Source organism: Bradyrhizobium sp. CCBAU 25338 (assembly GCF_028128965.1).
GTDB lineage: Bacteria > Pseudomonadota > Alphaproteobacteria > Rhizobiales > Xanthobacteraceae > Bradyrhizobium > Bradyrhizobium liaoningense.
Genome location: NZ_LFKY01000043.1, coordinates 175,549 through 201,689, shown reverse-complemented (window position 1 = coordinate 201,689; position 26,141 = coordinate 175,549). Strand labels below are relative to the sequence as shown.

The window sequence follows — 26,141 nt, the reverse complement described above, 5'->3', positions numbered from 1 at the left end:
GCTCTACATGCACTTGCATGAAAAAAGCCCCCGCCGCCGGCCGTTTCGCGCCAACCGCCCTGATGCTCGGCAATCTCGTCACCGGCTGCTCGGTGCTGGCGCCGGCGGGCATGCTGCCGGAACTGGCGACGGGACTTGAGGTCAGCATCCATGCGGCCGGGCTCCTGATCACGTTCGGCGCGGTCACGCTGTGCATCGGCTCGCCGCTGACGGCCTGGCTCACCAGCCGCATCGAACGGCGGACGTTGCTCGCAACGACGCTTGCGGTGCTCGCCTTCGGCAATCTCGCTTCGGCCTTTGCGCCCGACTACGCCAGCCTCCTTGTCATTCGCCTCGTGATGCTCGCGGTCGGTGCGCTCTACACGCCGCAGGCCGCCGGCACGGCAGCACTGATCGTGCCGGCGGAACGGCGCGGCAGCACCATTGCGTACATTTTTCTTGGCTGGTCGTTGGCAGCCGCCGTCGGCCTGCCGCTGATCACCTTCATCGCCAGCCGCTATGGCTGGCGCGCGGCCTATGGCGGGATCGGCGCGCTCGGCTGCATCAGCTTGCTGCTGTTGCTGCTGCGCCTTCCGGCGGGCCTGAAGGGCGCACCGGTGGATCTGAAGACGTGGGCCGCGGTCGGCCGGAGCAGGACGATCCTGCTGCTGCTTGCGATCACGATGTTGCAGATGTCGGGGCAGTTCGTGGTGTTCACCTATATGGGCCCGCTGCTCAACAGGCTTACCGGAGCCGGTGCCGATGCGATCGGCATGGTGTTCGCGCTTTACGGCGTCTGCGGCTTCCTTGGCGTTGTCATCGCGACCCGCATCGTCGACACCTCGGGGCCCTATCGCACCTCGCTCCTGTTCACCTGCCTGTTGCTTGCCGGGATGACCGGCTGGGCGTTCGGCGCGGGCTCGCTCGTCTTGATGGCGGTCGCGGTCGCGACCTGGGGGCTTGGCTTCGCGTCGACCAATTCTATGCAGCAGGTGCGGCTGGTCGCGGCCGCGCCGCCGCTGGCATCGGCGACCGTCGCGCTCAATACCTCGGTCCTCTATATCGGCCAGGCGGTCGGCTCCGCCGTCGGTGGGCTGCTGTTTGCCCGCGAGCTCCTGCACACGCTCGGCTTCGTCGCGGTGGGTTTCGTCGTGCTGGCGCTGGTCCTGTTGGTGCTGACCCGGCCGCGGCCGGCTGCTGCCAGAACCGCCTGAACGCCGTCTTTCCTGTGCGCAAGGTGCTTGGCAAACCTCGCGTGAGGGCGCTAGAAGGCCGGTCATGGGGACCAAAGAGAGTTGACTGAAATGAGGATGATTCTGGCGGTTGCCGCGGTGCTCTATTCAACCTCCGCATTTGCGCAAGCCGACAAGCCCCCGATGGTGGGGGACAAGCCGCTGGTCCAGGTCAAGCCCAAGGGGACCAACGAGGCCGCGGCCAAGCCCGCCGCGGCAGCGAAGGGCAAGCCGCAGTCGATTGCTGTCCGGCTCCAGGCCTGCCTCGAGATCGACGACGGCACCAAGGATCGCCTCAACTGCTACGACGCCGTGATCCCGCCGGCGCCGAAGCCGAAGCCGGCGAAGGCCAAGGGCTACGCAGATTGCCGTTTCTTCAAGGAAGAGGACGAGCGGCTGACCTGCTTCAACGGCTTTGCCGAGAGCATTCCGAAGCTGCCCAAGAACTGATATTCGCCAGGTCAGGGCTCAGTCGCTGATCGAGCTGAGCAATTGGGCCTAGCGGCTCGATGCGGATGGATTGGTCGAGGCGACGCGCGTGAGCGCTAGCGACGGCGTTGCCGACATCTTCACCAGCACGTCCTTGAGCGGATCCCGCGTCCAGGCGCGGGTCACGTAATCGCGATGGGTGATGCCGTCGCCGGTCTCCACGAACACCACGCTGCCGGGACGGAGCGGCTCGTCCATGTCCTCGGCGACGCTGATGCCCTTCTGCCGCAGCATGCTCATCAGCTCACGGTCGCGCCGCGCCGTGTAGCGGGTGTAGGAGCTGACGAAGAAGCCGGAACGGTGGCTCTCGATCCAGGAGGCGAACTTGTCCAGTTCGCCGTAGATGGCGTCGAGCAGCACCACGCCGCGGACGCGATCGCTGATGCCGCCGACCTCAAGGCTCCAGGCCGTCGGCAGGAAGCCGCCGCTGTAGCCGACGATCACGATCGGCATGTTGGCGAAAGCGCGCGCACTGTCGGGATCGCCGGTGAGGCGGGCGAGATGGTCGGCCGATTCCGCCATGAAGCGCTTGAACCCGCCCGGTTGCCAGAACTTGCCGGCGCTGGAATCGGCGGCATCGACGGCCATTTGCGGTGCAAGGAGCACGGCGTTGGCGCCGGAATCGCTGATCTGCTTGGGCACCAGCTGGCGGTCGCGTACGTCGCGCTCGAGCGTCGCGCCATTGCCGTGGAAGAACACCACGATCACACCCGGCTTGTGCACGTCGAAATGCTCGGGCACGTGCACCAGCACCCGGCTGTCGCTGTAGGTCTCGTCCTGCCAGAACACGCGACCGGAATAGCTGCGGTGGCCGCGGCGGTCGCCCTTGGAAATGTTGAGGAAGGGCGCGTCGGAAGCGGGGTTGTTGCCGAAGTAAGGGAAGGCCGACGATTTCATGCTGACGAGTGTCGTCAGGTCGTCGCGCGGCGGACGCTTGTAGGGGACCTGCGGCTCGAGCGAAGCGACCTTGTAGGACGCTTGCTCCGGCGGTTGTTGCTGAACGGCGCGCCTGGGCGAGAGGTCCGACATCTGCCGTTGCAGGAAGCTTTCGCTCGCCGAGGGAAAGCGCTCCTTGAACTGCGGGGCGGGGAAGCGGTCCTCGAACGTGTCGCCGCTTGCCACGCGTGCGTTGGAGGTTTGCGAACTGGTTTTGGCGACGACCTGGACGTTCGCCTGCGAGTTCGTTGCCAGCGCCGCCGGATCGGGCGCCCTGCCGCATTGAACCAGCGACAGCGGCACCAAGGCCGAGATCAGGCCGACCCGGAGCGCACGACGGCGCGCACCGGACGTTGTCCGATCGGCACGACAGTCAGCTCTCAGTCTCGGAACGGCCCCGAACATCCACCCATGACCCCAAGTCACGACATCAAGTCCGTCGGCATGCTTTAAGACAATTGAGCCGACTGGCGTTTAGGCGACGTTAAGCGTCCGGAGCAACTTCCCCACATCCGGAACGCTCAAAAGGATCATGCAATCGTGTCCTGATTGTGGGGAGGGGGATCGGGAAATTCCGGGCAAATCCCGGCGTCATTGTCCAAAAGCGTGGTTAGTCGGTGTCTTGGTACCCGCTACCGTTGCCTCATTTAACCCTTGTTAACCCTGCTTGAATTGACTGGGCCAAATTGCACGATGGCCTACGAGGCGAGACGCCTGAGGTTAAGGACCGCGATGACGGCATCACATGCGGGAACCGCAGCCCGGATGGGCCGGCTGACCGGGAGCGGGGCCGGGGTCTCCGTTCCGGTCGCAACCGCCATCGTCGTGGCCGACATGATCGGGGTCGGCGTCTTCACCAGCCTCGGGTTCCAGGTCAAGGACATCCCGTCCGGCTTCTCGATCCTGCTGCTCTGGACCGTCGGCGGCATCGTCGCCTTGTGCGGGGTGTTCGCGTACAGCGAATTGGGCGCGATGTTTCCGCGCTCGAGCGGCGAGTACAATTTCCTCGGCCGCGCCTATCATCCGGCCTTCGGCTTTCTCGCCGGCTGGGTGTCGGCCACGGTCGGCTTCGCGGCGCCGGTTGCGCTCGCGGCGATGGCGTTCGGCGAATACGCCAAATCGGTTGTCCCGGATCTGCCGCCGATTCCGCTTGCCATCGGCGTGGTGTGGCTGGTCTCGCTCGTGCAACTGACCGGAGTCCGGCACTCCTCGACCTTCCAGCTGATCTCGACCATCCTCAAGGTCGTCCTGATCGTCGCCTTCCTGGTCGCCGGCTTCGTCATCGGCGTGCCGCAGCCGATCGCCTTCACGCCGCAGCCGGGCGATCTCGCCCACATCGTCAGCGCGCCATTCGCGATCGGCCTCGTCTTCGTGATGTATTCCTTCTCGGGCTGGAATGCCGCGACCTACATCATCGGCGAAATGAGCTTGCCGCAACAGAACCTGCCGCGCGCGCTGCTTGCGGGCACGCTGATCGTGCTCGTGCTGTACGTCGCGTTGAACGCGGTCTTTCTCTATTCCACGCCGGTGAGTGCGCTCGCCGGCCAACTCGACGTCGCCAGCGTCGCCGGCAGCGCCATCTTCGGCAGCCTCGGCGGCCGGATCGTCGGCGCCATGATTTGCGTCGGCCTGATCTCCTCGATCAGCGCGATGATGTGGATCGGGCCGCGCGTGATGATGACGATGGGGGAGGACATTCCGGCCCTGCGCGTGTTTTCGAAGCGATCGGCGAGCGGCGCGCCGGCCTATGCCGTCCTGTTCCAGCTCGCCATCGCCAACCTGCTGTTGTTCACGCGCAGCTTCGAGGCGGTGCTCGACTTCATCCAGTTCGCGCTGTTGTTCTGCTCGTTCTTCACGGTCGCCGGCGTCATCAAGCTGCGCATCACCGATCCCGACCTGCCGCGGCCCTATCGCGCCTGGGGATACCCGTTCACACCGCTGGTTTTCCTGCTCGTGACCGCGTTCATGATGTACTACCTCCTGACCGAGCGGCCGGTGCAGTCGCTCTCGGGGATGCTCGTCATGCTCGCGGGCCTGTTGATTTATGCTGTGTTCCGCAGGCGGCCGGCTGCCGCTGGTACGTCAGACAATCGCGAATAGACATGGTCCGCCCCCTGAGAATTGTGGCCGTCGCCCTTGCCCTGCTGGCTGCGTCCGTCTCGTCCGTCCGTGCCGCCGACGTCACCTTCGACGACACCGCGCGCTTCCTTGCGGGCATGCAGCCTTCGGCGGACTCGCCGCTGGTGCCGCTCACCAGGGATCCGGGCTGGCAGCGCCATGCAAAGTTCTTCGATGGAGCTTTCGCCCAGCTCGAACAGCGGCAGCTCTCCAATATCCGCAGCTGGGCCGACGCCAATCTCGCCGCGCCCCGGCCGACCATGTTCTACATGTTCAGCGGCCCGGATTTCCTGTACGCCAATGCCTTCTATTCCAAGGCCAGCACGTATGTGCTCGGCGCGCTGGAGCCGGTGGGAGCGGTGCCCGACCTGACGCGGCTGCCGCGTGGTTCGGTCGCCGCCGCGCTCTACAATGTCGAGCGTTCGCTCGGCTCGATCCTGAGCTTCTCCTTCTTCATCACCAAGCAGATGAAGGTCGACCTGCACGCCAATCAGGTCAACGGCACCTTGCCGATCCTCTATGTCTTTCTCGCGCGGTCCGGCAAGACCATCCGCAATGTCGAGATGATCGCGCTCGACGACAAGGGTGGGGTGCATGTCGGCGACGACAATCCTGGACGAAACGCAACGCGCGGCGTCCGCATCACCTTCGCCGGCAGCGATGGGGAAGCGCGCACGCTGTATTATTTCTCGACCGATCTATCCAATTCCGGCGCGCGCGCCGCAGGCTTCCTGAAGTTCTGCGAGACGCTCGGGCCCGGCAACAGCCTGCTCAAGAGTGCCTCCTATCTGTTGCACTCCGGCAATTTCTCCGTCGTGCGCGACTGGCTGCTTGCCAACAGTGCCACCATCATCCAGGACGATTCCGGCATTCCGCTCGCGAACTACAACGCACGGCAATGGCGGTTCTTCCCGTTCGGCCGCTATCTCGGTCCGATCGACGAATTCCCCGGCCGCTACCAGGAGCGCTACGCCGAACTGTTCACGCGCGCCCAGCCGATCGATTTCGGCGTCGGCTATCGATGGCGGATGCGCGAATCGAATTTGCTGCTGTCGGTGAAGGTGCCGGGCAGCGACACTGCGCCGACTGCGGAGACCACTTCGGCTACCGAGCCGCCGCCAAGGCCGCCGCGCCCGAAACGGCTGCGGCCGCCGGAGTCCATCCCACCGTCACAGGGACGTTTCTTCTGGTTCCGGTAGGCTATTTGCCGAGGCCGGACGTCAAGGCGTCTGGGCCACGACGACCAGCACTTCGGCCTTCTGCCGGCCGAGGCTCCTGACCTCGTGCGGCGTCTCGCCTGAAAAATACAGGCAATCGCCCCTTCCGAGGACGAGCTCTTCGCCATCGAGCTTGATCGCGATCCTGCCGTTGATGACGAACAGCAGCTCCTCGCCCGCATGCGAGGCGCGCGTCGCCGACTTGTGCGGCGGGCTCAGCAGAAAGGGCTCCATCATCTTGCGGGTGCGACCGGTCGCCAGCGGGACCACGCCAAACGTGTCCTGGAACAGCGGCACATTGCCGTCCTGGCGACGGAACAGCGTGTAGCGCGGTGCCGGCTCGGCGTTCGGGTCGAAGAAGTTCGCGACATTGACCTCGAGCGCGGCGGCCATCCGCAGCAGCGCGGCGAGGGAGGGGATCTTGAGGTTGCGCTCGACCAGCGAGATGTAGCCGCGGGTGAGGTCGCTTTGCTTCGCAAGCTGGTCCAGCGTCAGGCCCTTGGCGATCCGCGCCTGGCGGATGTTGGCCCCGACCGCTGTCGCTTTGCTGACGTCAAGCACGCATGAGTCTCCCGAACTGCTGAAGCCTGTTTTGCAACAGAAGGCGCCGGACTGCCAGCCCGGCGGCCGGCAAGGCCCCGAGCCGGGTCGCCCGCGTCGTATTCCACTGGAAAACTTCTGAGCAGAAATTTCGGGCAAGGGCGCGGATATTATGAGCAGGTGAATTGGTATAACGCGGAAAATCGCCGAATTTTGGCGCAATTCGCCCGCATTGCCGCGATCGTCGGCATTTGCCGCGTTCCGTGGCGTTGATTTCCAATAGTAAACATGATCGATTTTTACCGTCGCGGCTGCCGATGGGCACCGCGACCGCACCAACTGCTTTTCCCAGGCGCCGGTACCTTTTGGAGAGATCGATGACCGTAGCAGACGACGTAACCCTGAACGTAGCGCCGGACGAGGCGGCGAGCTTGCGACGGATCGTGTGGTCGAGCGTGATCGGCACCGCGGTCGAATGGTACGACTTCCTCATCTATGGCACGGCGACCGCGCTGGTGTTCAACAAGGTCTTCTTCGCCGCAGGCAATCCCGCGCTCGCCACCATCGCGGCCTTCGGCACCTACGCCGTCGGATTTCTGGCGCGGCCGCTCGGAGCTGCGATCTTTGGCCATTACGGCGACCGGGTCGGCCGCAAGGCGATGCTCGCGATCACGATCATGGTGATGGGCATCGGCACCTTCCTGATCGGCCTGCTTCCGACCTACCAGCAGATCGGCATTGCCGCGCCGGTGCTGCTGATCGGATTGCGCTTTCTCCAGGGTATCGGCCTCGGCGGCGAATGGGGCGGCGCCGTGCTGATGGTGGTCGAGAATTGCCCGACGCATCGCCGCGGCCTGCTCGGCAGCATGGTGCAGGTCGGCAACCCCATCGGCAATCTCGCCGCGATCGGCATGTTCGCGCTGGTGGCGAGCCTGCCGGAGAGCGACTTCATGACTTACGGCTGGCGCATCCCCTTCCTGATCTCGATCCTCCTGGTCGGCGTCGGTCTCTACATCCGCCTCAACATGGAGGAGACCGCCGCCTTCCGTCAGGTCCAGGCCAAGAAGGAAGTCGCAAGCCTGCCACTGCTCGAGATCTTCAGGCATCACCGCCGGCCATTCTTCACCGCGGTCGGCCTGAAGATCTCCGAGATCGCCTATGCCAGCATCGGCGGCGTGTTCGTGATGTCCTATGCCACCGCCAATCTCGGCCTGCCGCGCGCGGTGGTGCTGAACGGGGCGTTCGCCGCGTCGCTGGTCGCACTGCTCGCTATCCCGCTGTTCGGCTGGCTGTCCGACCTCGTCGGCCGCAAGACGATGTTCTATGCGAGCTGCCTGTTCTCGGCGCTGTTTGCCTTCCCGCTGTTCTGGCTGCTCGACACCCGCGATCCGACCATCGTTGTCTGCCATCGTGGTCGCGATCACTTTCGGTCAGATGGTCATGTTCGGTATCGGCGCGCCCTGGTACTCCGAGCTGTTCACGGCTCGGCTGCGCTACAGCGGTGCTTCGCTCGGGTTCCAGGTCGGTGCGGCGCTGAGCGGCGGGTTGACGCCGCTGATTGCTGCCTCTCTGATGGCCTGGAGCGGCGGCGCGACCTGGCCGGTGTCGCTGCTGCTCGTCGCCTGCGCCGCCGTCACCGCGATCGCGACCACGTTCGCGCCGGAGATGGCGAACAAGGAACTGACCTGATCCCACGGCGCCGCTGCCGGCGGCGCCACGACTTCTCATAAGGATTTGTCATGCTTGATACGATCAGCGCCGGTGCGGCGCAGGGCGCAGCACAGCTCGGGTGGCTCGGTGTGGTGCGCTTCCTCCATCTTGCCCCGCGCGCGTTCCTGCCGATGCGCGCGGCCGAGACCATCACCCTCGTCGCCGGGAAAGGAATCGAGGGCGACCGCTACATGATCGGAAAGGAAGAGGGGTTTTACTCGCACAAGCCGGAAGAGGGCCGGCAGGTCACCCTGTTCGAACTCGAGACGCTGGTTGCGCTGAAGCGCGACGCCGGGATCGAGCTCGGCCCGGAAGAGCATCGGCGCAACGTTACGGTGGAGGGCGTGCCGCTGAATCATCTCGTCGGCCGCCGCTTCTGGCTGGGCGAGACCCTGCTGGAAGCGACGCGGCTGTCGGTGCCGTGCCGGCATATCGAGGAGATCACGGGCAAGGCGATCTTCGATCCCCTGATCAATCGTTCCGGCCTCAACTGCAAGATCCTGCAAGGCGGCATCGTCAGGGTCGGCGATACCGTGCGGAATGCGACATGAGCGCGCGACCGATCACGACGGTCAAGACAGTCGTCACCGGCATCGAGGAGGCGGGAGCAGGCATCAAACTGTTCACGCTCGCCGATCCCGACCGGTGGGAACTGCCGCGGTTCAAACCCGGCGCGCATATCGATCTGCATCTGCCGAACGGGCTGGTCCGCACCTATTCGCTGTGCAACGAGCCCGCGGACGACACGCGCTATGTCATCGCGGTGAAGCGCGAAGCGGATGGACGCGGCGGTTCGCGGGCGCTGCACGACGAAATCGGCATCGGCGATGTCATCGGCGTGTCGTTGCCACGCGGCGGACTTGAGCCCCAAGCTCGCATCGCGCGCTACGTGTTCCTGGCTGGCGGCATCGGCGTGACGCCGTTCTTGTCCATGGCACGGCATCTCGAACGAACGAAGCAAGCCGACTTCACGCTGCATCTGATCGTGCGAGAGGAGGTGCCGCTCGCCACGCATCTCGGCTCGCTGGTCGAAGAGGGGCGCATCATCGTGCATCGGACGTCCCGGAGCGGGCGTCCCGATCTCGCAGTGCTTGTCGGAGAGGGTGGATCTGAGACGATGGTGGCCTGCTGCGGCCCGGAAAGCATGATCGACGATTTCGAGCGGGTGACCGCAGCGTGGCCCGCGGCGAGTGTCCATATCGAGCGGTTCGTCGCACCACCACCGGTCGTCGATCCCGATGCCAAACCGTTCACACTGTCACTGGCGCGCTCGGGCGCCGAGATCGAAGTGCGGACCGGCCAGAGCATGCTGGCCGCATTGCAGGAGGGAGGCATCGAGATCGCGACCTCCTGCTGCGGCGGCATCTGCGGCGCCTGCAAGGTCGGATGGATCGAAGGCAAGCCAGTTCACCGCGACCGCATCCTGTCGCCGTATGAACGCGAACGCTATCTCATGGTTTGCGTGGCGGGCTCGGACGCCGAGCGGCTGGTGCTGGATCTCTGAGCTACCAGTGCACGCTCTGGCTCGGCACGATGAACGTTGTCGTGCTTGGCTGTGTCGCGAAGCTCCTCGCCAGATACCAACCTGAGCCGAGGACGAGCGCGAGCAGCGCGATGACGGCGAGCAGGTCGATGGTTCTGGGATCGTGTCCCCTGTGACCGAAATTCGGACCAGGCCGGAAGTGAAAATGAGGGCTGATTTTCCAGCGCATTGTTGTTTCCTCCCGTGGGAGCATCGAAACAACGCGAGCGGAAAGTGCCGGTTCCGGTCCGGCGGCGATGGTCAAGCACCGCAGCAAGCGTCAGGGTGCATTGACCCCGCGCCAGCGGCCGTAGCGCCAGGGCAGATACCAGCGTGCGCCTTGCGGCGCGGCGAGGGGTACGTTGTCGATGCCGGACGTGCCGAAGGGATGGCAGCGGAGCAGGCGTGCGAGCGTCATCCAGCCGCCGGCCCAGAGCCCGAACCGTTCGATCGCCTCATCGCCGTAGACGGAGCATGTCGGCAAGTGCCGGCAGTTGTAACCGACCAGGGGCGAAAATGTGTGCCGATACAGCCAGATCAGCGCGCGGCCGAATCTGCGCGGCAGCCGGAGCACACCGGAACTGGAACAGTGCTCGCATGCTGAATGCTTCATGTGCGTTTTGCTGCGACCTTGAGCCAGGGGTTGCCCGGTTCCGGCGCAGGGAACCGTAAGCTGTTGTTTGTGCGCCCTATTTGCGTGCTTTTTGGGAGCAGTGCAGCAAGTATCTCTGGACGATCTGTATTCCCCCGGATACCATTTTTGTGACGTTCATGTGTAGACTTATTGAACGCGCAAAACGGGGCTTGCCTGAATCGCCTTGGGGCTTGGGGAAGGGACCAGTTTGAAACGTCTGACGTCGCTCAATCTTCGCGGCTGGTTGCTGGTGGGAACCGCCGTCTGTGGAATCGCGCTGGCTGGCGCCGTCGCGACTTTCGGGTCGTCGGCCCGGGCGGGCAACACCCTCGAAGAGCGCAAGCTGCCGATGAAGTTCAGCTGGGTCGCCTGCGAGCCGACCTGCCGCGGCTGGGTCAGCGCGGTCGGCATCATCACCGCCGATACCCCAAGGGAATTCGAAGAGTTTTCGCGCGGACGCCAGCTCGGGGGCGCGACCGTCGTGCTCGATTCGAGCGGCGGGTCCGTCAATGACGCGATCACGCTCGGCCGGCGCTTCCGCAATCTCGGGCTTTTGACCACGGTCGGCGTAAGCCTCCGCGGCGGGCCGTCGACTCGCCCGGCGGTCGCGCCGGAGGCCTATTGCGAATCCATGTGCGTGTTCCTGCTGCTCGCCGGCAAGAAGCGCTACGTGCCGGAAGCCGCCCATGTCCGGGTCCACCAGATCTGGATGGGCGACCGGGCCGACGATGCCAAGGCGGCGAGCTACAGCGCGCAGGATCTGATGATCGTGGAGCGCGACATCGGCCGGCTCGCCAAATACACATTTGACATGGGGGGCGCCGGTGACTTGCTGTCGCTTGCGCTCAGTGTTCCGCCCTGGGAAGATCTGCACGAGCTCGACGCCGGCGAGCTCAAGCTGACCAATCTGGTCACGACCGATCTCGTGGCTGATGTGCTCCCGCATGTGGATATTTCAGCGCCAGCAATGGCGGAGCTTGCACCGAAGACGCAGGCCCGGTTCGGCGCGGAACCGGAGCAGGCGCAGCCTGCCAAATCGACCAAGACGGCGGAAGCCCTGGTGCCGACGGGTGGCGTGGCCGCGCCGGCTGCGGCGACGCCGAAGTAAGCTCCCCGTACGGTCATTCCAGGGCGTCGCAAAGCGACGAACCCGGAATCCAGATATTGTAGCGCAGGATTCCGGCTTCGCCCTTCGGCTACCCCGGAATGACGCCGGTTTGGGATCAGCCCTGCGCTGCTGCCGGCTGCTTGGCCTTGGCTTCGATCTGGCCGATGGCATCGACCACGGCATCGAAGGTGAGAAGCGTCGAGGCATGGCGCGCCTTGTAGTCGCGGACCGGCTCGAGGAACTTGATTTCTTCCCATTTGCCTTCAGGAGGCGCGCCGTTCTCCTTCAGCATCTTGCGAACGGTTTCGCGTAACTCACGGAGTTCGCTCGCAGTCGAGCCGACCACGTGACTTGCCATGATGGATGAAGAGGCCTGACCCAAGGCACACGCCTTCACGTCATGCGCGAAGTCGGTGACGGTATCGCCATTCATCTTGAGGTCGACCTTCACGGTCGATCCGCACAGTTTGGAGTGGGCAGTGGCGGAGGCGTCGGGGTCCGACAGCCGCCCGAGGCGCGGAATATTCCCGGCCAGTTCGATGATCCGCTTGTTGTAGATGTCGTTCAGCATGTGATGGAGTCCAGGACTTCCGGGCCGGATCGGCCTTGGCGGGCGCCGTACACGGTCCTATATAGGGACGGAACTGGTGGAAAAACAGTCCAGCGGTGCGATGGCGGTGATCCAGATATGCGCTGCCGGCGTTGTCGCCCCAGGACTTTCCACTGAAGCTTGGTCTGTTCAGGCGTCCGGCGGCTTGGCCGCCCCGTCTGCCGGTGACACTCCGGCCGCAAGGCCGTCGAACGGAGTCGATATGGACGCTGCAATCAAATCCATCCGCCCCAACAAGCCCTCCGACCGGCAGCTCGAGAGCCGCCCGGCCGAGCTTGATCCCGCCGAATTCCTCGCAGCCGCCGTTCGTGCCGACCAGCCGCGCCCGGCTCGCGCCGAGGCGGAAGCCGCGGTGAAGACCCTGCTCGCCTATATCGGCGAGAACACCGAGCGCGAGGGCCTGCTCGACACGCCGCGCCGTGTCGTCGAAGCTTTCGACGAACTCTATCAGGGCTACCACCAGTGCCCGGCCGAGGTGCTCGACCGCACCTTTGGCGAGACCGCCGGCTATGACGACTTCGTTCTGGTGCGCGACATCGAATTCACCTCGCAGTGCGAGCATCACATGATGCCGTTCTACGGCAAGGCGCACATCGCCTATACGCCGGTGGAACGTGTCGTCGGCCTGTCCAAGCTTGCGCGCCTGACCGACATCTTCGCCCGCAGGCTCCAGACCCAGGAGCACCTGACGGCGCAGATCGCGGCGGCGATCGACGAGGTGCTCAAGCCTCGCGGCGTTGCCGTGCTGATCGAGGCCGAGCATACCTGCATGTCGGTGCGCGGCGTCGCCAAGCATGGCGCTTCCACGTTCACCAGCCGCTTCACCGGCATGTTCCGCGACAACCCCGCGGAGCAGGCCCGTTTCCTGTCCCTGGTGCGAGGTACGCGCTGACCTCGCAAGTAAACTCGCGAGGCTCCTGTGTCCGCTCACTCCCATGAGATCGAAGAAGGTCTCGCCTTCCTGCCCAGGTTCGATGCGAGCGGCCTCGTGACCTGCGTCGCGACCGACGTCGCCACCGGCGACGTGCTCATGGTCGCACACATGAACGAGGAGGCGCTGCGCAAGACGATCGCGACCGGCGATGCCTGGTACTTCAGCCGCTCGCGCAATGCCTTGTGGCGAAAAGGTGAGACCTCGGGTCAGACCCAGCGCGTGGTCGAGATGCGCACCGATTGCGACCAGGACGCGGTCTGGATCCGCGTCGAGCAAGTCGGCGCGGCCTGCCATACCGGGCGCCGGTCCTGCTTCTATCGCAAGGTCGAAGCGGAGGGCGGGGGAGCGAAGCTGGTGTTCGCCGACGCCGAGCAGCTGTTCGATCCGGACGCGGTCTACAAGAAATAGCTCGCTGTCATTCCGGCGCGCACCGCAGGTGCGAGCCCGGAATCCATTCGGCCGCGCGCAATGCCTTGCGATGGATTCCGGGCCCGCGCTGCGCGCGCCCCGGAAGGACAGTGAGGGCTGAATTAACCCCGCATTAACCATGACTGTCCCACGGTGAGACGACGGACGCCGAATTGCCGGCGTCGCTCAACGCCGCGTGGGGCGGGCATTTCATCATGTCGGTCGACAATTCCAGTGCCACCCAGACGGTCGGCCTCGATCCGTCGCGGGCGCGCGTCGCCGGTGCGATCAAGCAGGCCTCCAACATCTCCGGCGTCAGCTTCCAGTACATGCTGACCACTGCCAAGATGGAATCGGATTTCGATCCGACGGCGGGGGCCACCACCTCGTCCGCGCACGGGCTCTACCAGTTCATCGACCAGACCTGGCTTGGTACCGTGAAGGAAGCTGGCACCCAGCTCGGCTACGGCAGCTACGCCGACGCCATCACCAGAACCTCGGCTGGCACCTACACCGTCGATGATCCCGTGATGAAGCGGTCGATCATGAAGCTGCGCGACGACCCCGAAGCCGCCTCCAGCATGGCGGCGGCGCTGACGCAGTCGAACAGTTTCAAGCTCACCGGCCTGCTCGGCCGCAGGCCGTCCGACAGCGAGCTCTACATGGCGCATTTCATGGGCGTGGGCGGCGCGGCCAGGCTGATCGCCAATGCCGAGGACAATCCGCAGGCGGTCGGTGCGCGGCTGTTTCCCAACGCGGCGTCCGCCAATCGCTCGATCTTCTACGCCAAAGACGGCCGCGCCCGCAGTGTCTCCGAAGTCTATTCGGTGCTCGACGCGCGCTACGCCAATGCAGCCAATTCGAAAGTGACGCGCAACGCGATGGCGATGTATGGCGACACGCCGTCGACCACCGAGGTCGCGAGCGCGATCGGCGTGCAGCCGACGGCACCGGTCGTCGACAATGCCGTCTATCTTCAGACCTTCCCGAACACACGGGCCGCGCCGCCCGTCAGTGCGACGTCGCCGACGACGCTCGCGGACAATGCGCCGGGCACGCCGGTGTTTCGTTCGATCTATCAGCCCGGCGATGCCACGCAGCCGGTCTCGACAACGGTCCAGAAACTATGGGGCGACAACGCCTCGCTCACCTCGGTCGCGTCGGCGACGCCGGACGTGCGGCCGCCGCAGCCGCTCGATCTCTTCAGCGATCGTAGCGGCACGTTCTCGAGCTAATCTCCGCACCCGTGTCCCGGACGCGCCGCAGCAGTGAAACACTGCTGCCTCGAGCCGGACCCATGCTGCGTGCGCCTCTCTCGAAGGCTGGGCCCGGCTCAGCGCGCATTCGCGGAAGGCGTGCGCTGCTGTCGGGGCACGTGTGGTTAGCGCTTTTGTTCCATTAACAAAACGTCAATAAAACCAGCCAGTTATGGTGAACGCTTTGTTAAGCGTCATGGTTTATTTTGTGTTGCGGGTGACGAGCCGTCACCATTTTCGTTTGTTTGTGTAAGCCGGAAGCAGGATGATTGTTCGGCAGTTCATTAATTGGATCAGGACGGCGCCCGCAGGCGAGCGGGCCGAGGCGACCCGGGCGCTGGCCCGGGCCTGGCTGATCTCGGATCTTTCTGCAGACGACCGCATCGCCGCTGAAGGCGCGCTTCTGATGCTGCTCGACGATCCCTCGCCCCTGGTGCGGCAGGCGATGGCCGAGGCCTTTGCCCGCAGCGCCGAGGCGCCGGCCGCAATCGTGCGGGCGCTATCGACAGATCAGCCGACCGTCGCGCTGCCGGTGCTCGAACATTCCCCGTTGCTGATCGACGCCGACCTCGTCGATATCGTCGCGACCGGCAACGAGGAGGTGCAATGCGCGGTGGCCCGCCGGATCGCGTTGCCGGTGTCGGTGTGCGCCGCGATCGCCGAAGTCGGCTGCGCGGCTGCCGCACTTGAGCTGATCGAGAATCCCCACGCCGAACTCGCCCCGTTCTCCTGGGACCGCATCGTCGAGCGTCACGGCCATCTCGCGGCGATCCGCGAGGCGATGCTGGTGCTGGAGGATCTGCCGGCCGCAACGCGCGCGGCGCTGGTGGCAAAGCTCTCGCAGACGCTGGCGCAATTCGTCGTGGCGCGGAACTGGCTCAGCGCCGACCGTGCGGACCGCATCACGATCGAGGCGCGTGACCGCTCCACCATGAACATCGCGGCGCGCTCGCGCGGCGAGGATATGCAAGGCCTGGTCAGGCATTTGCGCATCACCGGCCAGCTTACCGCGGGGCTGATCCTGCGTGCACTGCTCTCGGGCAATCTCGATTTGTTCGACGCGGCCCTCGCCGAACTCGCCGATTTGCCGCCGGCGCGCGTCTCCGCGCTGCTGCACGATCGCGGCGGCAACAGCCTGCACGCGCTGCTCCGTCGCGCCGGGCTTCCGGAGGCGACGTTTGCGGCGTTCCAGGTCGCGCTCGATGCCTGCCACGAGCAAGGCTTTGTCGATAGCGACGACGGCGCGGCGCGGCTGCGCCGGCGCATGGTCGAGCGCGTGCTCACCCATTGCGAGACCGACCGGGGCGCCACCGAGCCGCTGATGGTCCTGCTGCGCCGCTTTGCCACCGAATCCGCGCGCGAAGAGGCACGGCTGTTCTGCGACGAGCTCGTCGCGGATGATGCGGTCGACCTGGCTTACGACGATCTGATCGCGGCCTAGCCGGAGCCCGCAGACTCCGTCATTGCGAGCGCAGCGAAGCAATCCAGAATCCCGCCGCGGAGGCAGTCTGGATTTGCTTCGCTGCGCTCGGAATGACGAGAGGAGAAAGCGGAGGGCCTATTCCACCGGCGCGATGCTCGGGGCCAGGATGACCTCGAGATGCTCGGGGCGGTCGCGGTTGACGTTGGCGAGATAGTCGTCGGCGACCTTGCGCAGGCGGCGGCTGAGCTCGGCGGAGACGCTGAGGCTGTCGAGCCTGGTGTTCTCGTGCACGATGGCGAGAATGGCATTGATATGGTGCGTGAACAGCTCGGCCGGCACCTTTTCCAGATCAGGTGCGTGCTCGATGACGCGGCACAGGCTCTCGGCGATTCCCGCTGCCGAAGGAAAGCCGAACGTCGCCGCATCGCCCTTGATGTCGTGCGCGGCGTGGAACAGCTCGTCGCGCAGCTTCTTCGTGAAGCCATCCTTCTGCACGGCAGTCCAGGCGGTGGACAGTCTCTGGACCTCGATCGCCATCCAGTCCTTGAACTCGCCGGAGAGGCTCGCGAGCGCCTGTTCGGCGCGGCCGACCGGATCGTCCATGTCCTTTTCTTCGACGCGGCGCAGGACCTTGCGGAGCGGGTTGGGCTGCGTGATGACGTGGTGCGTGGCGAAGGCCTTGACCTCGATGTCCTTTGCGCTGTTCTTCGCCATGATACCTGCCTCGCCTGAAGACTTTGCGCTAGATGGAGGAGCGGGCCTTGTCGAGCAGCGAGGGCTGCTGCAGCACCTCGTGCTTTTCGCCGACGCGGCGCTCGGGGCCCATATAGGCGGAGTTGGTGTTGCGGCGCCGGTCGGGCCCGAAATAGGTCTTGGTCTTGATGAAGGGGCGGGGATTGGCGACCACGTTGAGGATGCGCTGATAGAGGCCCTTGGCCGAGATCGGCTTGGCCAGGAATTCGGTGACGCCGGCATCGCGCGCGACCGTGACGCGACGCTTCTCGGAATGGCCGGTCAGCATGATGATCGGTGCGTAGGGGTTGCCCTTCGATTCGGGCTGCCGGATCATCTGCGCAAGCTCGAGCCCGTCGAAGATCGGCATGGCCCAGTCGGTGATGACGATGTCGGGCACGTAATGGCTGTACATTTCGAGCGCCGTGGCGCCGTCCTCGGCTTCATAGACCTCGCGCGCGCCGAAGGAATGCAGCAGCGTCCGCAGGATGCGGCGCATGTGCGGATTGTCGTCGCAGACGAGGAAGCGCAGCTTGTTGAAGTCGATGCGAAACATGACGTCCGGGCCAGAGCGGTCAACCTTCGTTAACCATATCGTGCCGGGAGTTAACGAAGGGTTGCGACCGGGTCCCCGGAGGCGTGGCGGGGCGGGCGGTTCAGTAGCCGAACTGCTCGCGCAGGATACGCTCTTCGAGGCTGTGGCCGGGGTCGAACAGCATCCGCATCGAGATGGTCTTGTCGGAGAGCACCTCGACGCGGCGGACGTCGCGGACCTCGTCGTGGTCGGCGACCGCCGCGACGGGACGCTTCTCGCCCTCCAGCACCTCGATCACGACATAGGCCGTGTTGGGCAGCAGCGCGCCGCGCCAGCGGCGCGGACGGAAGGCGCTGATCGGTGTCAGTGCCAGCAGCGCGGCGTTGATCGGCAGGATCGGTCCCTGGGCAGAGAGATTGTAGGCGGTGGAGCCCGCCGGCGTCGCCACCATGATGCCGTCGGCGATCAGCTCGGACATGCGCTCGCGCTCGTCGATCAGGATCCTCAGGCGCGCCGCCTGGTAGGTCTGCCGGAACAGGGCGACCTCGTTGATGGCGTGGTGCAGATGCACGCGGTCGTGCATGTCGGTCGCGCGCATCAGGAGCGGGTTGATCTCGGATTCATGCGCGGCCTCGAGCCGCGCCCGCAGATCGTGCGTCGAGTACTCGTTCATCAGGAAGCCGACCGTGCCGCGGTGCATGCCGTAGATCGGCTTTCCCGTGTGCATGTTCTGGTGCAGCGTCTGGAGCATCAACCCGTCGCCGCCGAGCGCGACGACGACGTCGGCATCCTTCGGGTCGCAATTGCCATAATCCCTGGTGAGCTGGCCGAAGGCGGCCTGCGCCTCGCTGCTCGGGCTGGCGACGAAGGCGATCCGGTCGTATCGCGAGGGCTTTGTCATGGCTTCCCGGGCAGGTGCCGCTGGCTCGAGTAAGTTCCGCCGGGCTCGTCTATACGAGGTGGGCCTGCATTGTCGAGGAGGACCGCCCTCCAAAACTGACGGAGACTGTCGCTCCAGGTGATTTGACCCTCTGTGACCCGTTCAGGCCCCCACCAGACCAAGGATTCCCCAAAGCGTCGCAATTCCGGGCTAACCTTTCTGTCCTCACCGGCTGTCACAGCCGGGCAGGGAGAACGATCATGGTCACGAATTTGCCGGTGCTCCGTCGAACGGTCCTGGTGCTGGCGGTCTCGGCTTTCGCGCTTGCTGGATTTGCGCGCGCCGACGATCCGCCGAAGCCGCGCCCGGAGACAGCTGCTCCGTCCGGGCAGAAGGGCAGTCGCGGCGGTGGTCCGCAGAACGCGTCGCAGGCGTCGCCGTCGGCGGCCGAACTGCACCGTCTCCCGCCGGATTCGACCACGAAGCAGACGCTCGATCTGCCCGGCCGAACCCTCAATTTCGCCGCGACCGCCGGCTCGATCCGCGTGTTCGACGGCAAGGGCGAGCCGCTGGCCGACATCGCCTACACGTCCTATGAACTCGATGGTGCCGACCGCGCCACGCGCCCCGTGACGTTCCTGTTCAACGGCGGCCCCGGCGCGTCCTCGGCGTGGCTCCAGTTCGGCGCGGCCGGTCCGTGGCGGCTGCCGCTCGATGGCGAAGCCCTGTCGCCCTCGGCCTCGCCGGAGGTGAAGCCGAACGCGGAAACCTGGCTCGACTTCACCGATCTCGTCTTCATCGATCCCGTCAGCACCGGCTACAGCCGATTTGTCGCCAGCAGCGACGACGCGCGAAAATCCTTCTACTCCGTCGACGGTGACGCCAATTCGATCGCGCTCGTAATCCGCCGCTGGCTGGAGAAACATGATCGGCTGACCTCGCCGAAATACGTCGCCGGCGAAAGCTATGGCGGCATTCGCGGCCCGAAGGTCGTGCGCCAGCTGCAGCTTCAGCACGGTGTCGGCGTCAGGGGACTGATCATGGTGTCGCCGTTGCTGGATTTCCGCGAGTTCACCGGCACCAGCCTCCTGCAATATGTCGCGACGCTGCCGAGCTATGTCGCGGTGGCGCGCGAGGCCAAGGGACCGGTCAAGCGCGCCGACCTCGCCGACGTCGAGGCTTACGCGCGCGGCGAATTCCTGACCGACCTCGTCAAGGGCGAGGCGGACAAGGACGCCACCAATCGCCTGGCCGACAAGGTCGCCGAGCTCACCGGCATCGACCAGGCGGTGAGCCGCAGGCTCGCCGGCCGCTTCGACGTCGGTGAATTCCGCCGCGAATTCGACCGCAAGAACGGCAAGGTGACGGGACGCTACGATGCCTCCGTGCGTGGCTTCGATCCCTATCCGGATTCCAGCAGCTCACGCTTCGGCGATCCCTCCGGCGATTCGCTCCAGGCGCCGCTGACGAGCGCAGCGGTCGACGTGCTGACGCGCAAGCTCAACTGGCGGCCCGACGGCTCCTATGAGGTCCTGAACGGCGCCGTGGAAGGCCACTGGGACTTCGGCCGCGGCATCAACCCGCCGCAGTCGGTCTCCGAGCTGCGCCAGATCCTCGCCACAGATGCGAAGCTGAACGTCCTGGTCGGGCACGGGCTGTTCGACCTCGCCACGCCCTATTTCGGAACGAGGCGGGTGCTCGACCAGCTGCCGGCCTTCGTGACGCAACGCGTGAAGTTCGCCGTCTATCCCGGCGGCCACATGTTCTATTCGCGCGACGGATCTCGGCAGGCGTTCCGCAGCGAGGTCGAGGCGATGATCAGGGAATAGAGCCTGATCCGGAAAAGTGCATAGCGGTTTTCCGATAGAGTCATGCTCCGACTAAAGAGGCCGGCGTTTGCGCGGCTTGTATCTCCGCGCGATCTCGCGCGCGACGGCTTTGGCCGGCTTCACGTTCGCGCCGGCGATCCAGATGTCGCTGATCTTGCCGCGCTTGTCGCGGATCCGGCGCACCGGCTCGCCATGGCTGGAATAGCCGGCCGCCCAGGCCAGCCTGCCGATGTCGCGGCCGGTGACTTCGATCTCGGCGGCGTCCATGAAGGGGTTGTTGAACTGCGGATTGGCGACGAGCACGCGGTTGCCCGCGGGGACGAGATCGGTCGCGCCCCAGATCGTCCACCATCGGCCGGTCCAGTCGCGCACGCGGCGGTCGGGTGCGCCGCGGGTCCTGAAGGTGCGCAGGATCTGCATCGCGCCATCCATCCAGAACGGGGCCGCGCCGTCGATGGAGTTGCTGAGGATGCTGATCGCGAGCTCGCAAGCGGGAATGGAGCAGGTCCGGGAGATGTAGCCCTGGAAACCGCCGCCATGGCCGAACCAGTCCCAGCCGTCGGTCTTGCCGGCATTGACGCCCAAGCCATAGTAAGTCTCGAAGCTCTGCGGGATGCGCCAATGGTGTCGCGTCATCTCGCGGCGGCTCGCGACCGACAGCACGCTCTTCTTCGCGTTGGGTGCGAGCTGCGCGAAGAAGCGGGCGGTGTCGGCGGCGGTGGCGACGAAGCCTGCGGCGGATGCCATCGCATGTGCGGGATTGTCGCCAGGGATCACGCAGCGTTCGCCCAGCGGGACTATGCGCGTATGACCGCACGCGAACGGCGTGCCCTTGGCAAGCGGTGCATTCGGCTCGGTTTCGCGCAAGCCCGCGGGTTCGATGATCTCGCGCTTGATCCAGACCGGGTAGGGCTCCCTGGTCACCGCTTCGATCACGAGGCCGACCAGCCCAAAGCCGTGATTGGAATATTTGAAGCGGGTGCCGGGCTCGATTGCGGTCGGCAGCTTCAATTCGGCGAGCAACTCTTTCGTGTCGAGATAGGGGCGGCTGTCGATGAACTGGCCGGAATCGGCGCCGTCGCGCGTCAATCCCGCGCTGTGCGACAGCACTTGCGCGATCGTCGTCTCGGCGACGCGCGGATGCAGGCCGCCGACATAATCGCCCACGGGATCGTCGAGCCGGATCTTGCGCTGCTCGCGCAGCTTCATGATGCCGGCCGAGGTGAAGCTTTTGGAGTGCGAGGCGATGCGGAAGCGGTGGCGTGGGGTGAGCTTCTCGCCGGTATCGAGATTGGCGAGGCCGAACGCATGCTCGGCGACGACCTCGCCGCGATGGGCGAATGCGACGATGACGCCGGGCTGCTGGATTGTCGTCAGTTGGAATTCGATCCAGGAGCCGATGTAGTCGATCGCGCATCGCAGCCACGTGTCCATTGCACACACCAATCTGCAGGGAAGATTGGTGGCGGAGGCTAGCCGAGAAAGCGGAACGGGCACAACCCGAAAGGTTGTGCCCGTCGACTTCGTTCAAGGTTGCGATGTCTCAGTAGACCAGCGTCGCGCCGGTCGGCTTGTCGAGCGCTGCGGCAAGCGAGCGATACTCCGAGCTGTCGGTGCCGGCAAGCGAGGCGATCTTGTTCAGATGATACTGCGCCTGTTCGCGGTTGCCCTGTTCGAGCTGCCAGAGGCCGTAATACTGCCAGGTGCGGACGTGGTTCGGATCGTCCTTCAGCGCCAGCTCGTAATAGACCTTCGACGACTGGTAGTCGCCGAGCTTGCGATAGGAGTAGCCGATCAGATTGGCGACGTCCGCGACGTCGTCGCGCTTGAGCGACTTCAACTGGTCGATCGCGCCCGTGTAATCGTGATTGTCGTAGATCGCGGCGTAGGCAGTGCGATAGGCCGCCAGGAACTTGGGATCGCTGATGGAAGAGCTCTTCTTCTTGCCCTTTTTGGACGAGCTATCCGACTTCGGCGGCGAGGACGGCTCGTCGCTGCCCGCGGCGTAGGCGCTCGACAGTACCGGCGCCGCCGCCAGCGTCATGGCGACGAGGCCCGGCACAACAAGCATTGAGAGTTTGCGCATCGAAATTCTCCCGTATGGAACGTGGCGATCCTACACGATTGCCCAAAGACCGAACACCCGTCGCGCAAAAACATTCCCGCTTCGCACGATCTATTCGCCCGGTCGCTGATGACAAACTTGTCATCGAGATGAACGGAAGCCTGCAAGGGGCTTCAGACTGGGTTCAATGTGCTCCGCCTAGGCTGCCACCTACGATCGAAGGGTGGGCGAGAGGGCGCCGCCTCGAGATCCTTCCAAGAGGAGACCACCATGTTGAAGACCATCTCCGCAGCCTTGCTCGCAGCGACCGTGATCGCAGCCCCGGCCTTCGCTGCCGAGGCCGGAAAGACCGCCACGACTGCCCCGGTGATCAAGGCGGACCAGAGCCAGACCAAGGCGGCGACCACCGCCGCGAAACCGGACGCCGGCGTCAAGGCCGACGCCAAGGCTGATCTCAAGCCTGCGGACGTCAAGGCCATCGACGCCAAGGTGGATTCCAAGTCGAAGGCGATGAACGCGAACGCTGCGGTCACCACCGGCGAGCACAAGACCGTGCGCAAGGATCGCCATGGTCACAAGCAGGTCTCGGCCAAGAAGTCGCAGAAGGCGCAGCCGGACGTCACCAAGCCGGCGGCATCAGACCAGCGCAACTGACGGCTGATCCCGCGCGGCGGCATCCCTGGCATTGCCCCGCCGCCGCGCGCGGACTTCAGGCCCGGTCCGTTCGCGGTGTCTCGTGCGAAAGCCCGAGGTGCCGGCGGCGGGCCGGTGCGCTGCTTGCGCCGCTGCAAGCGAATTCCCTTCGTGCAGCCTTGGGGCTAGAACGTCTCCTGATCTGATCGAGCGGAGAGCGGGGCCTGTGGGGCGGTTGGCGAGATGTGCGGTGATATTGGCATTGCCCTTGGCACTTGCGGCCTGTTTCGGCAGCGACGGTGACCGTCCAACGCTGATGGGCGGGACCCAGGCCGGCGGACCGCAGCCGTTTCCCGACAATTTCCGGAGCGACACGCTGGCCCTGATGCGGACCTATCTCAACAATCCGGTCGGCGTGCGCGACGCCAGCATGGCCGATCCGGTGCAGCGCGAGGTCGGAGGCCGGCAGTTCTATGTGAGCTGCCTGCACTTCACCCCGCGCGAGACCGATGGCGGCTACAAGGCCATGCGCGAACGGGCCGTGATCTTTGTCAACGGCCGGGCGGACCGCGTGGTCGACAGGACCAGCGATCTCTGCGCCGGTGCGGTTTACGCACCGTTTCCGGAACTGGAAAAGATGACGCGGTAGCGCAAAGCCCGCCTTCATCGCCTGATGTTAGACAGACGCAGCCAGAGACGCTGGATCACATTTCGGCGAGCTTTGAACGGGGTGATTTCCTCTTGAGACAAATCGTTGCGCCAGGCCTTGTGCACGCGACAAAAACAGTTAGTTCAGGGCGGTGTGACGGAACAAAATCGCGTTGTTGCCACCCCGTCACAGTGACGAACGATCAACGTTCCGGCATCGCCGCGAAGCAACCCAATTCACGCCACGTTGTTTCCTGAGTGTCGTTATGAAAGAACGGGGATGATCATGAAGTCCATTTTGCTGGGTGCAGCCGCTGTGCTTGCGCTGGCCGCGCCGGCCGCCGCCGCGGATGTGCAGCCGCGCACCTACACCAAGGCTCCGGCCTATACGCCGCCGCAGGTCATCTACAACTGGACCGGTTTCTACATCGGCGGCCATGTCGGCGGCGCGTTTGCCGGCGACAGCAGCTTCCAATCCAGCGACGCCCGCTTCATGGGCGGCGTGCAGGGCGGCTTCGACTACCAGTTCGCGCCCAACTGGGTTATGGGTATCGAAGCTCAGTATTCCTGGCTGCCGACCAACAACAACGGTGCCACCTTCCCACTGGGCACGCAGGTGACCTCCAACACCGACCAGATCGGATCGGTGACCGGCCGCATCGGCTATACTTGGGGACCGACGCTGCTTTACGCCAAGGGTGGTTATGCCTGGCGTAATAACGGCCTTGGCGTGAACATCGCCGGGGTGCCGCAGGCCTTCACCACCACCGGCAACAACAAGGACGGCTATACCGTCGGCGCCGGCCTCGAATACATGTTCGCGCCGAGCTGGTCGGCCAAGGCCGAGTACCAATACTACAATTTCGGCAGCACCACCTTTACCTCCGGCCCGGCCGATATCGTCGGCGTTCGTGGCCGGGAGGACGAGCATACCGTCAAGGTCGGGGTGAACTACCGCTTCGGCTGGGGCGGTCCGGCAGGCTCCCGCTACTGACTGCCAGTGGCGATTGAAGACCCGACAAAGGCCGGCTCCGCCGGCCTTTGATTTGCCGGTTTGTCAGCCGATTGTTTGCTTTTCGTGAACTATCTGGCGCGTCATTTGCTTGCAAATGGTGGCTGGCGCGCCTTCTCACGCGCGTCATGGGGCCGGGGTAAAGCAAAAATAATTTTTGCGATCTACGGAACTCGCGCTCCGGAACGCGTTATATGACATTTATCGGGCTGGTGGGACGACGGACATGCGTATCTTGGTGTCGGCAGTGGTGCTCTCATGCTTCTCCCTCCTGCCGTGCTCTGCACAGACAATCCTCAAATCCGAGCCTCTGATGCTGGCACCTTATGAGGTGGCCTTCGTCAAGGACGCTTCCTGTCCGTCGGGCAAGGTGCTGAAGGTGACCGGCGCCATCCGTGGGCTGCATCGCCGCAAGGCCTGCGTGGCCATGCCGGGCGAGCAGGCCTCGCTGGCGGCCGCGACGCCCTAAGCCGCGCCCCGGTTTGGTGCCGGCACTCAGGAATTCAGCTCAAGCTCCATCCTCGACTGCTGGTCGGCCTCCGCCTTGTTCTTGGCGGGGTCCTCGCCCCGAGCTGCCTGGCACGGCGCGATCTCGTAGCCGTTGTCGAGCACCCGGCGCGGTCCCGGCCGCTCGTCGTCCGCAACCACGTCCACGACGAGACCGCTTCGCTGCGCGAGCTTCCAGACGTCCGACTCGCTCGGATAGGCCTTGCTGATCTGGGCATCGTTGCAGAACAGGGCGTAGGGCATTCTTCCCGCTCCAGGAAACCCCATTAACGAGCTGCCCCGTCAGGGGTTCCGGGCTGCGGTCCGATCACGGGGCCGTGACCGGCCGTCGCCGGCCCTGAGTCCTTAACGAGTCCTGAATCCCGGAAAAAAGAATCCCTGGGACTCGTCGGCCGGAATCAGCGGATGTTTTCCGCCATGACGAGCGACCTGAACACATCCTGCGGGCACATGCTCCTGCCGCTGGCGCTGGGGCTGTTCGGCGCCTGTGCGGCCAATCTCTGGCTAGTGTGGTCCTGGCTGTAGGCCCTTGACCGGGCGGCCTTATTTTTTGGCCGGCGGGCCGGAAACGTCGCGGATGGCGGCACGCAATCTGGTCAGGGTCGCCGCACAATATTCCTCACGCTCGCGCTCGAAGCGCTCCTGATGCTCACGGAAACTGGCAATGCGGGCCTGCATCGCGGTGCGGAAATCGCCGCCTGCCCGCAGCGCCGGGAAAGGTGCGGGCCGGGGTGGAAGCGGAACTTGCGGCGGCCCGATCTCGACGGCGACCGCCTCCATGGCGACTATCTCCACCGTGACGGGCGAGCCAACCGCGGGCGCATCCGGCTGCAGGACGTCATCCTTCCTGCCGGTCACCGACTGGACGAAGGCCAGTGTTTGCGCGATCAGTGCGTCGCGCTCCCTGATCCATTTCATGATCCACCTCAGCCGCGCTCATTCCAGCAAAGCGGCCGCATCGAATCAAGGAGGTTCGAAAGGGATTGCATATTTTTCCCGATCGCCCGACATTGAGAGAATGGTCGCGGGAGAAGAACGGTCGGACGAAGTGGAGGGGCTGAGGCTCATCCGCGCGTTCCTGTCGCTTCCGCCCGACAAGCGGGCGGAGGTGATTGCGTTCGTGGAAGAACTGGCGCGTGTCCACGCCCTGTCCGCGGAGGGCAGGGAGGCATCGCCGCGGTGAG

29 protein-coding genes and 1 pseudogene are annotated in these 26,141 nt (G+C 65.0%); 18 read left to right on the top strand and 12 right to left on the bottom strand.

Annotated elements, in window-relative coordinates:
• Positions 1 to 17 precede the first annotated feature (17 nt).
• Positions 18 to 1,193, top strand: a complete 1,176-nt coding sequence (locus ACM42_RS34550; RefSeq protein WP_271532640.1) for an MFS transporter — start codon at positions 18 to 20, stop codon at positions 1,191 to 1,193.
• Positions 1,194 to 1,283: 90 nt separating this feature from the next.
• On the top strand, positions 1,284 to 1,661 hold the full coding sequence (locus tag ACM42_RS34545; RefSeq protein WP_271532638.1) for a hypothetical protein: 378 nt from the start codon (positions 1,284 to 1,286) through the stop codon (positions 1,659 to 1,661).
• Positions 1,662 to 1,709: 48 nt separating this feature from the next.
• On the opposite strand, the gene ACM42_RS34540 is transcribed toward ACM42_RS34545, so the two are convergent.
• The gene (locus tag ACM42_RS34540; protein WP_271532636.1) at positions 1,710 to 3,041 is read right to left on the bottom strand and encodes an alpha/beta hydrolase; all 1,332 of its coding nucleotides are present in this window, start codon (positions 3,039 to 3,041) and stop codon (positions 1,710 to 1,712) included.
• A gap of 327 nt (positions 3,042 to 3,368) precedes the next feature.
• Here ACM42_RS34540 and ACM42_RS34535 point away from each other — a divergent pair, with 327 nt between their 5' ends.
• Together ACM42_RS34535 and ACM42_RS34530 are read left to right on the top strand one after the other, a co-directional pair.
• Complete coding sequence (locus ACM42_RS34535) at positions 3,369 to 4,736, top strand: APC family permease (RefSeq protein WP_271532634.1); 1,368 nt, start codon at positions 3,369 to 3,371, stop codon at positions 4,734 to 4,736.
• Positions 4,737 to 4,738: 2 nt separating this feature from the next.
• Entirely contained in the window at positions 4,739 to 5,953 is a 1,215-nt protein-coding gene (locus ACM42_RS34530; RefSeq protein ID WP_271532632.1) for a hypothetical protein, read from the top strand.
• A gap of 21 nt (positions 5,954 to 5,974) precedes the next feature.
• Here ACM42_RS34530 and ACM42_RS34525 read toward each other — a convergent pair whose 3' ends face one another.
• On the bottom strand, positions 5,975 to 6,532 hold the full coding sequence (locus ACM42_RS34525; protein ID WP_028180477.1) for a helix-turn-helix domain-containing protein: 558 nt from the start codon (positions 6,530 to 6,532) through the stop codon (positions 5,975 to 5,977).
• Positions 6,533 to 6,888: 356 nt separating this feature from the next.
• Here ACM42_RS34525 and ACM42_RS34520 point away from each other — a divergent pair.
• From ACM42_RS34520 to ACM42_RS34510, 3 genes and pseudogenes are all read left to right on the top strand, one after another.
• Positions 6,889 to 8,200, top strand: a pseudogene (locus ACM42_RS34520) (MFS transporter).
• Positions 8,201 to 8,250: 50 nt separating this feature from the next.
• Entirely contained in the window at positions 8,251 to 8,772 is a 522-nt protein-coding gene (locus ACM42_RS34515) for an MOSC domain-containing protein (RefSeq protein WP_271532630.1), read from the top strand.
• A complete protein-coding gene (locus ACM42_RS34510) occupies positions 8,769 to 9,725 on the top strand; it encodes a PDR/VanB family oxidoreductase (protein ID WP_271532628.1) in 957 nt (318 codons plus the stop codon). The genes ACM42_RS34515 and ACM42_RS34510 overlap by 4 nt, the downstream gene beginning before the upstream one ends.
• A gap of 1 nt (position 9,726) precedes the next feature.
• Here the strand turns inward: ACM42_RS34510 and ACM42_RS34505 are convergent, their stop codons facing one another.
• Positions 9,727 to 9,933, bottom strand: a complete 207-nt coding sequence (locus ACM42_RS34505) for a hypothetical protein (RefSeq protein ID WP_028180055.1) — start codon at positions 9,931 to 9,933, stop codon at positions 9,727 to 9,729.
• 90 nt (positions 9,934 to 10,023) lie between these two features.
• On the bottom strand, positions 10,024 to 10,356 hold the full coding sequence (gene yidD / locus ACM42_RS34500) for a membrane protein insertion efficiency factor YidD (RefSeq protein WP_271532626.1): 333 nt from the start codon (positions 10,354 to 10,356) through the stop codon (positions 10,024 to 10,026).
• Between the two features lie 229 nt (positions 10,357 to 10,585).
• On the opposite strand from yidD, the gene ACM42_RS34495 reads away from it, so the two are divergent.
• The gene (locus tag ACM42_RS34495; protein WP_271532624.1) at positions 10,586 to 11,485 is read left to right on the top strand and encodes a hypothetical protein; all 900 of its coding nucleotides are present in this window, start codon (positions 10,586 to 10,588) and stop codon (positions 11,483 to 11,485) included.
• A 115-nt stretch (positions 11,486 to 11,600) separates the two neighbouring features.
• On the opposite strand, the gene ACM42_RS34490 is transcribed toward ACM42_RS34495, so the two are convergent.
• Positions 11,601 to 12,056: an iron-sulfur cluster assembly scaffold protein gene (locus ACM42_RS34490; RefSeq protein ID WP_024340718.1), complete on the bottom strand. Its 456-nt coding sequence runs from the start codon at positions 12,054 to 12,056 to the stop codon at positions 11,601 to 11,603.
• 241 nt (positions 12,057 to 12,297) lie between these two features.
• Between ACM42_RS34490 and folE the strand changes: the two genes are divergently transcribed.
• The 4 genes from folE to ACM42_RS34470 all read left to right on the top strand — a co-directional run bounded on the left by folE (position 12,298) and on the right by ACM42_RS34470 (position 16,134).
• Positions 12,298 to 12,987: a GTP cyclohydrolase I FolE gene (gene folE / locus ACM42_RS34485; protein ID WP_271532621.1), complete on the top strand. Its 690-nt coding sequence runs from the start codon at positions 12,298 to 12,300 to the stop codon at positions 12,985 to 12,987.
• A gap of 27 nt (positions 12,988 to 13,014) precedes the next feature.
• A complete protein-coding gene (gene hisI / locus ACM42_RS34480; RefSeq protein WP_271532619.1) occupies positions 13,015 to 13,437 on the top strand; it encodes a phosphoribosyl-AMP cyclohydrolase in 423 nt (140 codons plus the stop codon).
• 173 nt (positions 13,438 to 13,610) lie between these two features.
• The gene (locus tag ACM42_RS34475) at positions 13,611 to 14,672 is read left to right on the top strand and encodes a lytic transglycosylase domain-containing protein (protein ID WP_271532617.1); all 1,062 of its coding nucleotides are present in this window, start codon (positions 13,611 to 13,613) and stop codon (positions 14,670 to 14,672) included.
• Between the two features lie 286 nt (positions 14,673 to 14,958).
• The gene (locus ACM42_RS34470) at positions 14,959 to 16,134 is read left to right on the top strand and encodes a DUF2336 domain-containing protein (RefSeq protein ID WP_271532615.1); all 1,176 of its coding nucleotides are present in this window, start codon (positions 14,959 to 14,961) and stop codon (positions 16,132 to 16,134) included.
• 117 nt (positions 16,135 to 16,251) lie between these two features.
• Here the strand turns inward: ACM42_RS34470 and ACM42_RS34465 are convergent, their stop codons facing one another.
• The 3 genes from ACM42_RS34465 to ACM42_RS34455 form a co-directional block, all read right to left on the bottom strand.
• Positions 16,252 to 16,830, bottom strand: coding sequence for an Hpt domain-containing protein (locus ACM42_RS34465; RefSeq protein WP_028180048.1), 579 nt, complete (start codon positions 16,828 to 16,830; stop codon positions 16,252 to 16,254).
• A 28-nt stretch (positions 16,831 to 16,858) separates the two neighbouring features.
• Entirely contained in the window at positions 16,859 to 17,404 is a 546-nt protein-coding gene (locus tag ACM42_RS34460) for a response regulator (protein ID WP_008549760.1), read from the bottom strand.
• Positions 17,405 to 17,504: 100 nt separating this feature from the next.
• Positions 17,505 to 18,284, bottom strand: a complete 780-nt coding sequence (locus ACM42_RS34455; RefSeq protein WP_271532612.1) for an NAD kinase — start codon at positions 18,282 to 18,284, stop codon at positions 17,505 to 17,507.
• 239 nt (positions 18,285 to 18,523) lie between these two features.
• Between ACM42_RS34455 and ACM42_RS34450 the strand changes: the two genes are divergently transcribed.
• Entirely contained in the window at positions 18,524 to 20,092 is a 1,569-nt protein-coding gene (locus ACM42_RS34450; protein WP_271532609.1) for a S10 family peptidase, read from the top strand.
• 51 nt (positions 20,093 to 20,143) lie between these two features.
• On the opposite strand, the gene ACM42_RS34445 is transcribed toward ACM42_RS34450, so the two are convergent.
• Together ACM42_RS34445 and ACM42_RS34440 are read right to left on the bottom strand one after the other, a co-directional pair.
• Positions 20,144 to 21,526, bottom strand: a complete 1,383-nt coding sequence (locus ACM42_RS34445; protein WP_271532607.1) for a serine hydrolase domain-containing protein — start codon at positions 21,524 to 21,526, stop codon at positions 20,144 to 20,146.
• Between the two features lie 109 nt (positions 21,527 to 21,635).
• Positions 21,636 to 22,178 carry a tetratricopeptide repeat protein gene (locus ACM42_RS34440; protein WP_271532605.1) on the bottom strand — a complete coding sequence of 181 codons (543 nt, stop codon included), beginning with the start codon at positions 22,176 to 22,178 and terminating at the stop codon, positions 21,636 to 21,638.
• 249 nt (positions 22,179 to 22,427) lie between these two features.
• Here ACM42_RS34440 and ACM42_RS34435 point away from each other — a divergent pair, with 249 nt between their 5' ends.
• From ACM42_RS34435 to ACM42_RS38545, 4 genes are all read left to right on the top strand, one after another.
• A complete protein-coding gene (locus ACM42_RS34435) occupies positions 22,428 to 22,811 on the top strand; it encodes a His-rich protein BRANT (RefSeq protein WP_271532603.1) in 384 nt (127 codons plus the stop codon).
• A gap of 232 nt (positions 22,812 to 23,043) precedes the next feature.
• On the top strand, positions 23,044 to 23,439 hold the full coding sequence (locus tag ACM42_RS34430) for a hypothetical protein (protein WP_271533701.1): 396 nt from the start codon (positions 23,044 to 23,046) through the stop codon (positions 23,437 to 23,439).
• A 285-nt stretch (positions 23,440 to 23,724) separates the two neighbouring features.
• Complete coding sequence (locus tag ACM42_RS34425) at positions 23,725 to 24,432, top strand: outer membrane protein (RefSeq protein WP_271532601.1); 708 nt, start codon at positions 23,725 to 23,727, stop codon at positions 24,430 to 24,432.
• A gap of 244 nt (positions 24,433 to 24,676) precedes the next feature.
• Positions 24,677 to 24,919 (top strand): hypothetical protein, encoded by a 243-nt coding sequence (locus tag ACM42_RS38545; protein ID WP_333922512.1) that lies wholly within the window; start codon positions 24,677 to 24,679, stop codon positions 24,917 to 24,919.
• Between the two features lie 26 nt (positions 24,920 to 24,945).
• Here ACM42_RS38545 and ACM42_RS34415 read toward each other — a convergent pair whose 3' ends face one another.
• Both ACM42_RS34415 and ACM42_RS38540 read right to left on the bottom strand, forming a co-directional pair.
• Positions 24,946 to 25,200, bottom strand: a complete 255-nt coding sequence (locus ACM42_RS34415; RefSeq protein WP_271532596.1) for a hypothetical protein — start codon at positions 25,198 to 25,200, stop codon at positions 24,946 to 24,948.
• Between the two features lie 300 nt (positions 25,201 to 25,500).
• Entirely contained in the window at positions 25,501 to 25,815 is a 315-nt protein-coding gene (locus tag ACM42_RS38540; protein WP_442868969.1) for a hypothetical protein, read from the bottom strand.
• Here ACM42_RS38540 and ACM42_RS38535 point away from each other — a divergent pair.
• Positions 25,736 to 26,140: a hypothetical protein gene (locus ACM42_RS38535; protein WP_333922804.1), complete on the top strand. Its 405-nt coding sequence runs from the start codon at positions 25,736 to 25,738 to the stop codon at positions 26,138 to 26,140. The genes ACM42_RS38540 and ACM42_RS38535 overlap by 80 nt on opposite strands.
• Position 26,141 lies beyond the last annotated feature (1 nt).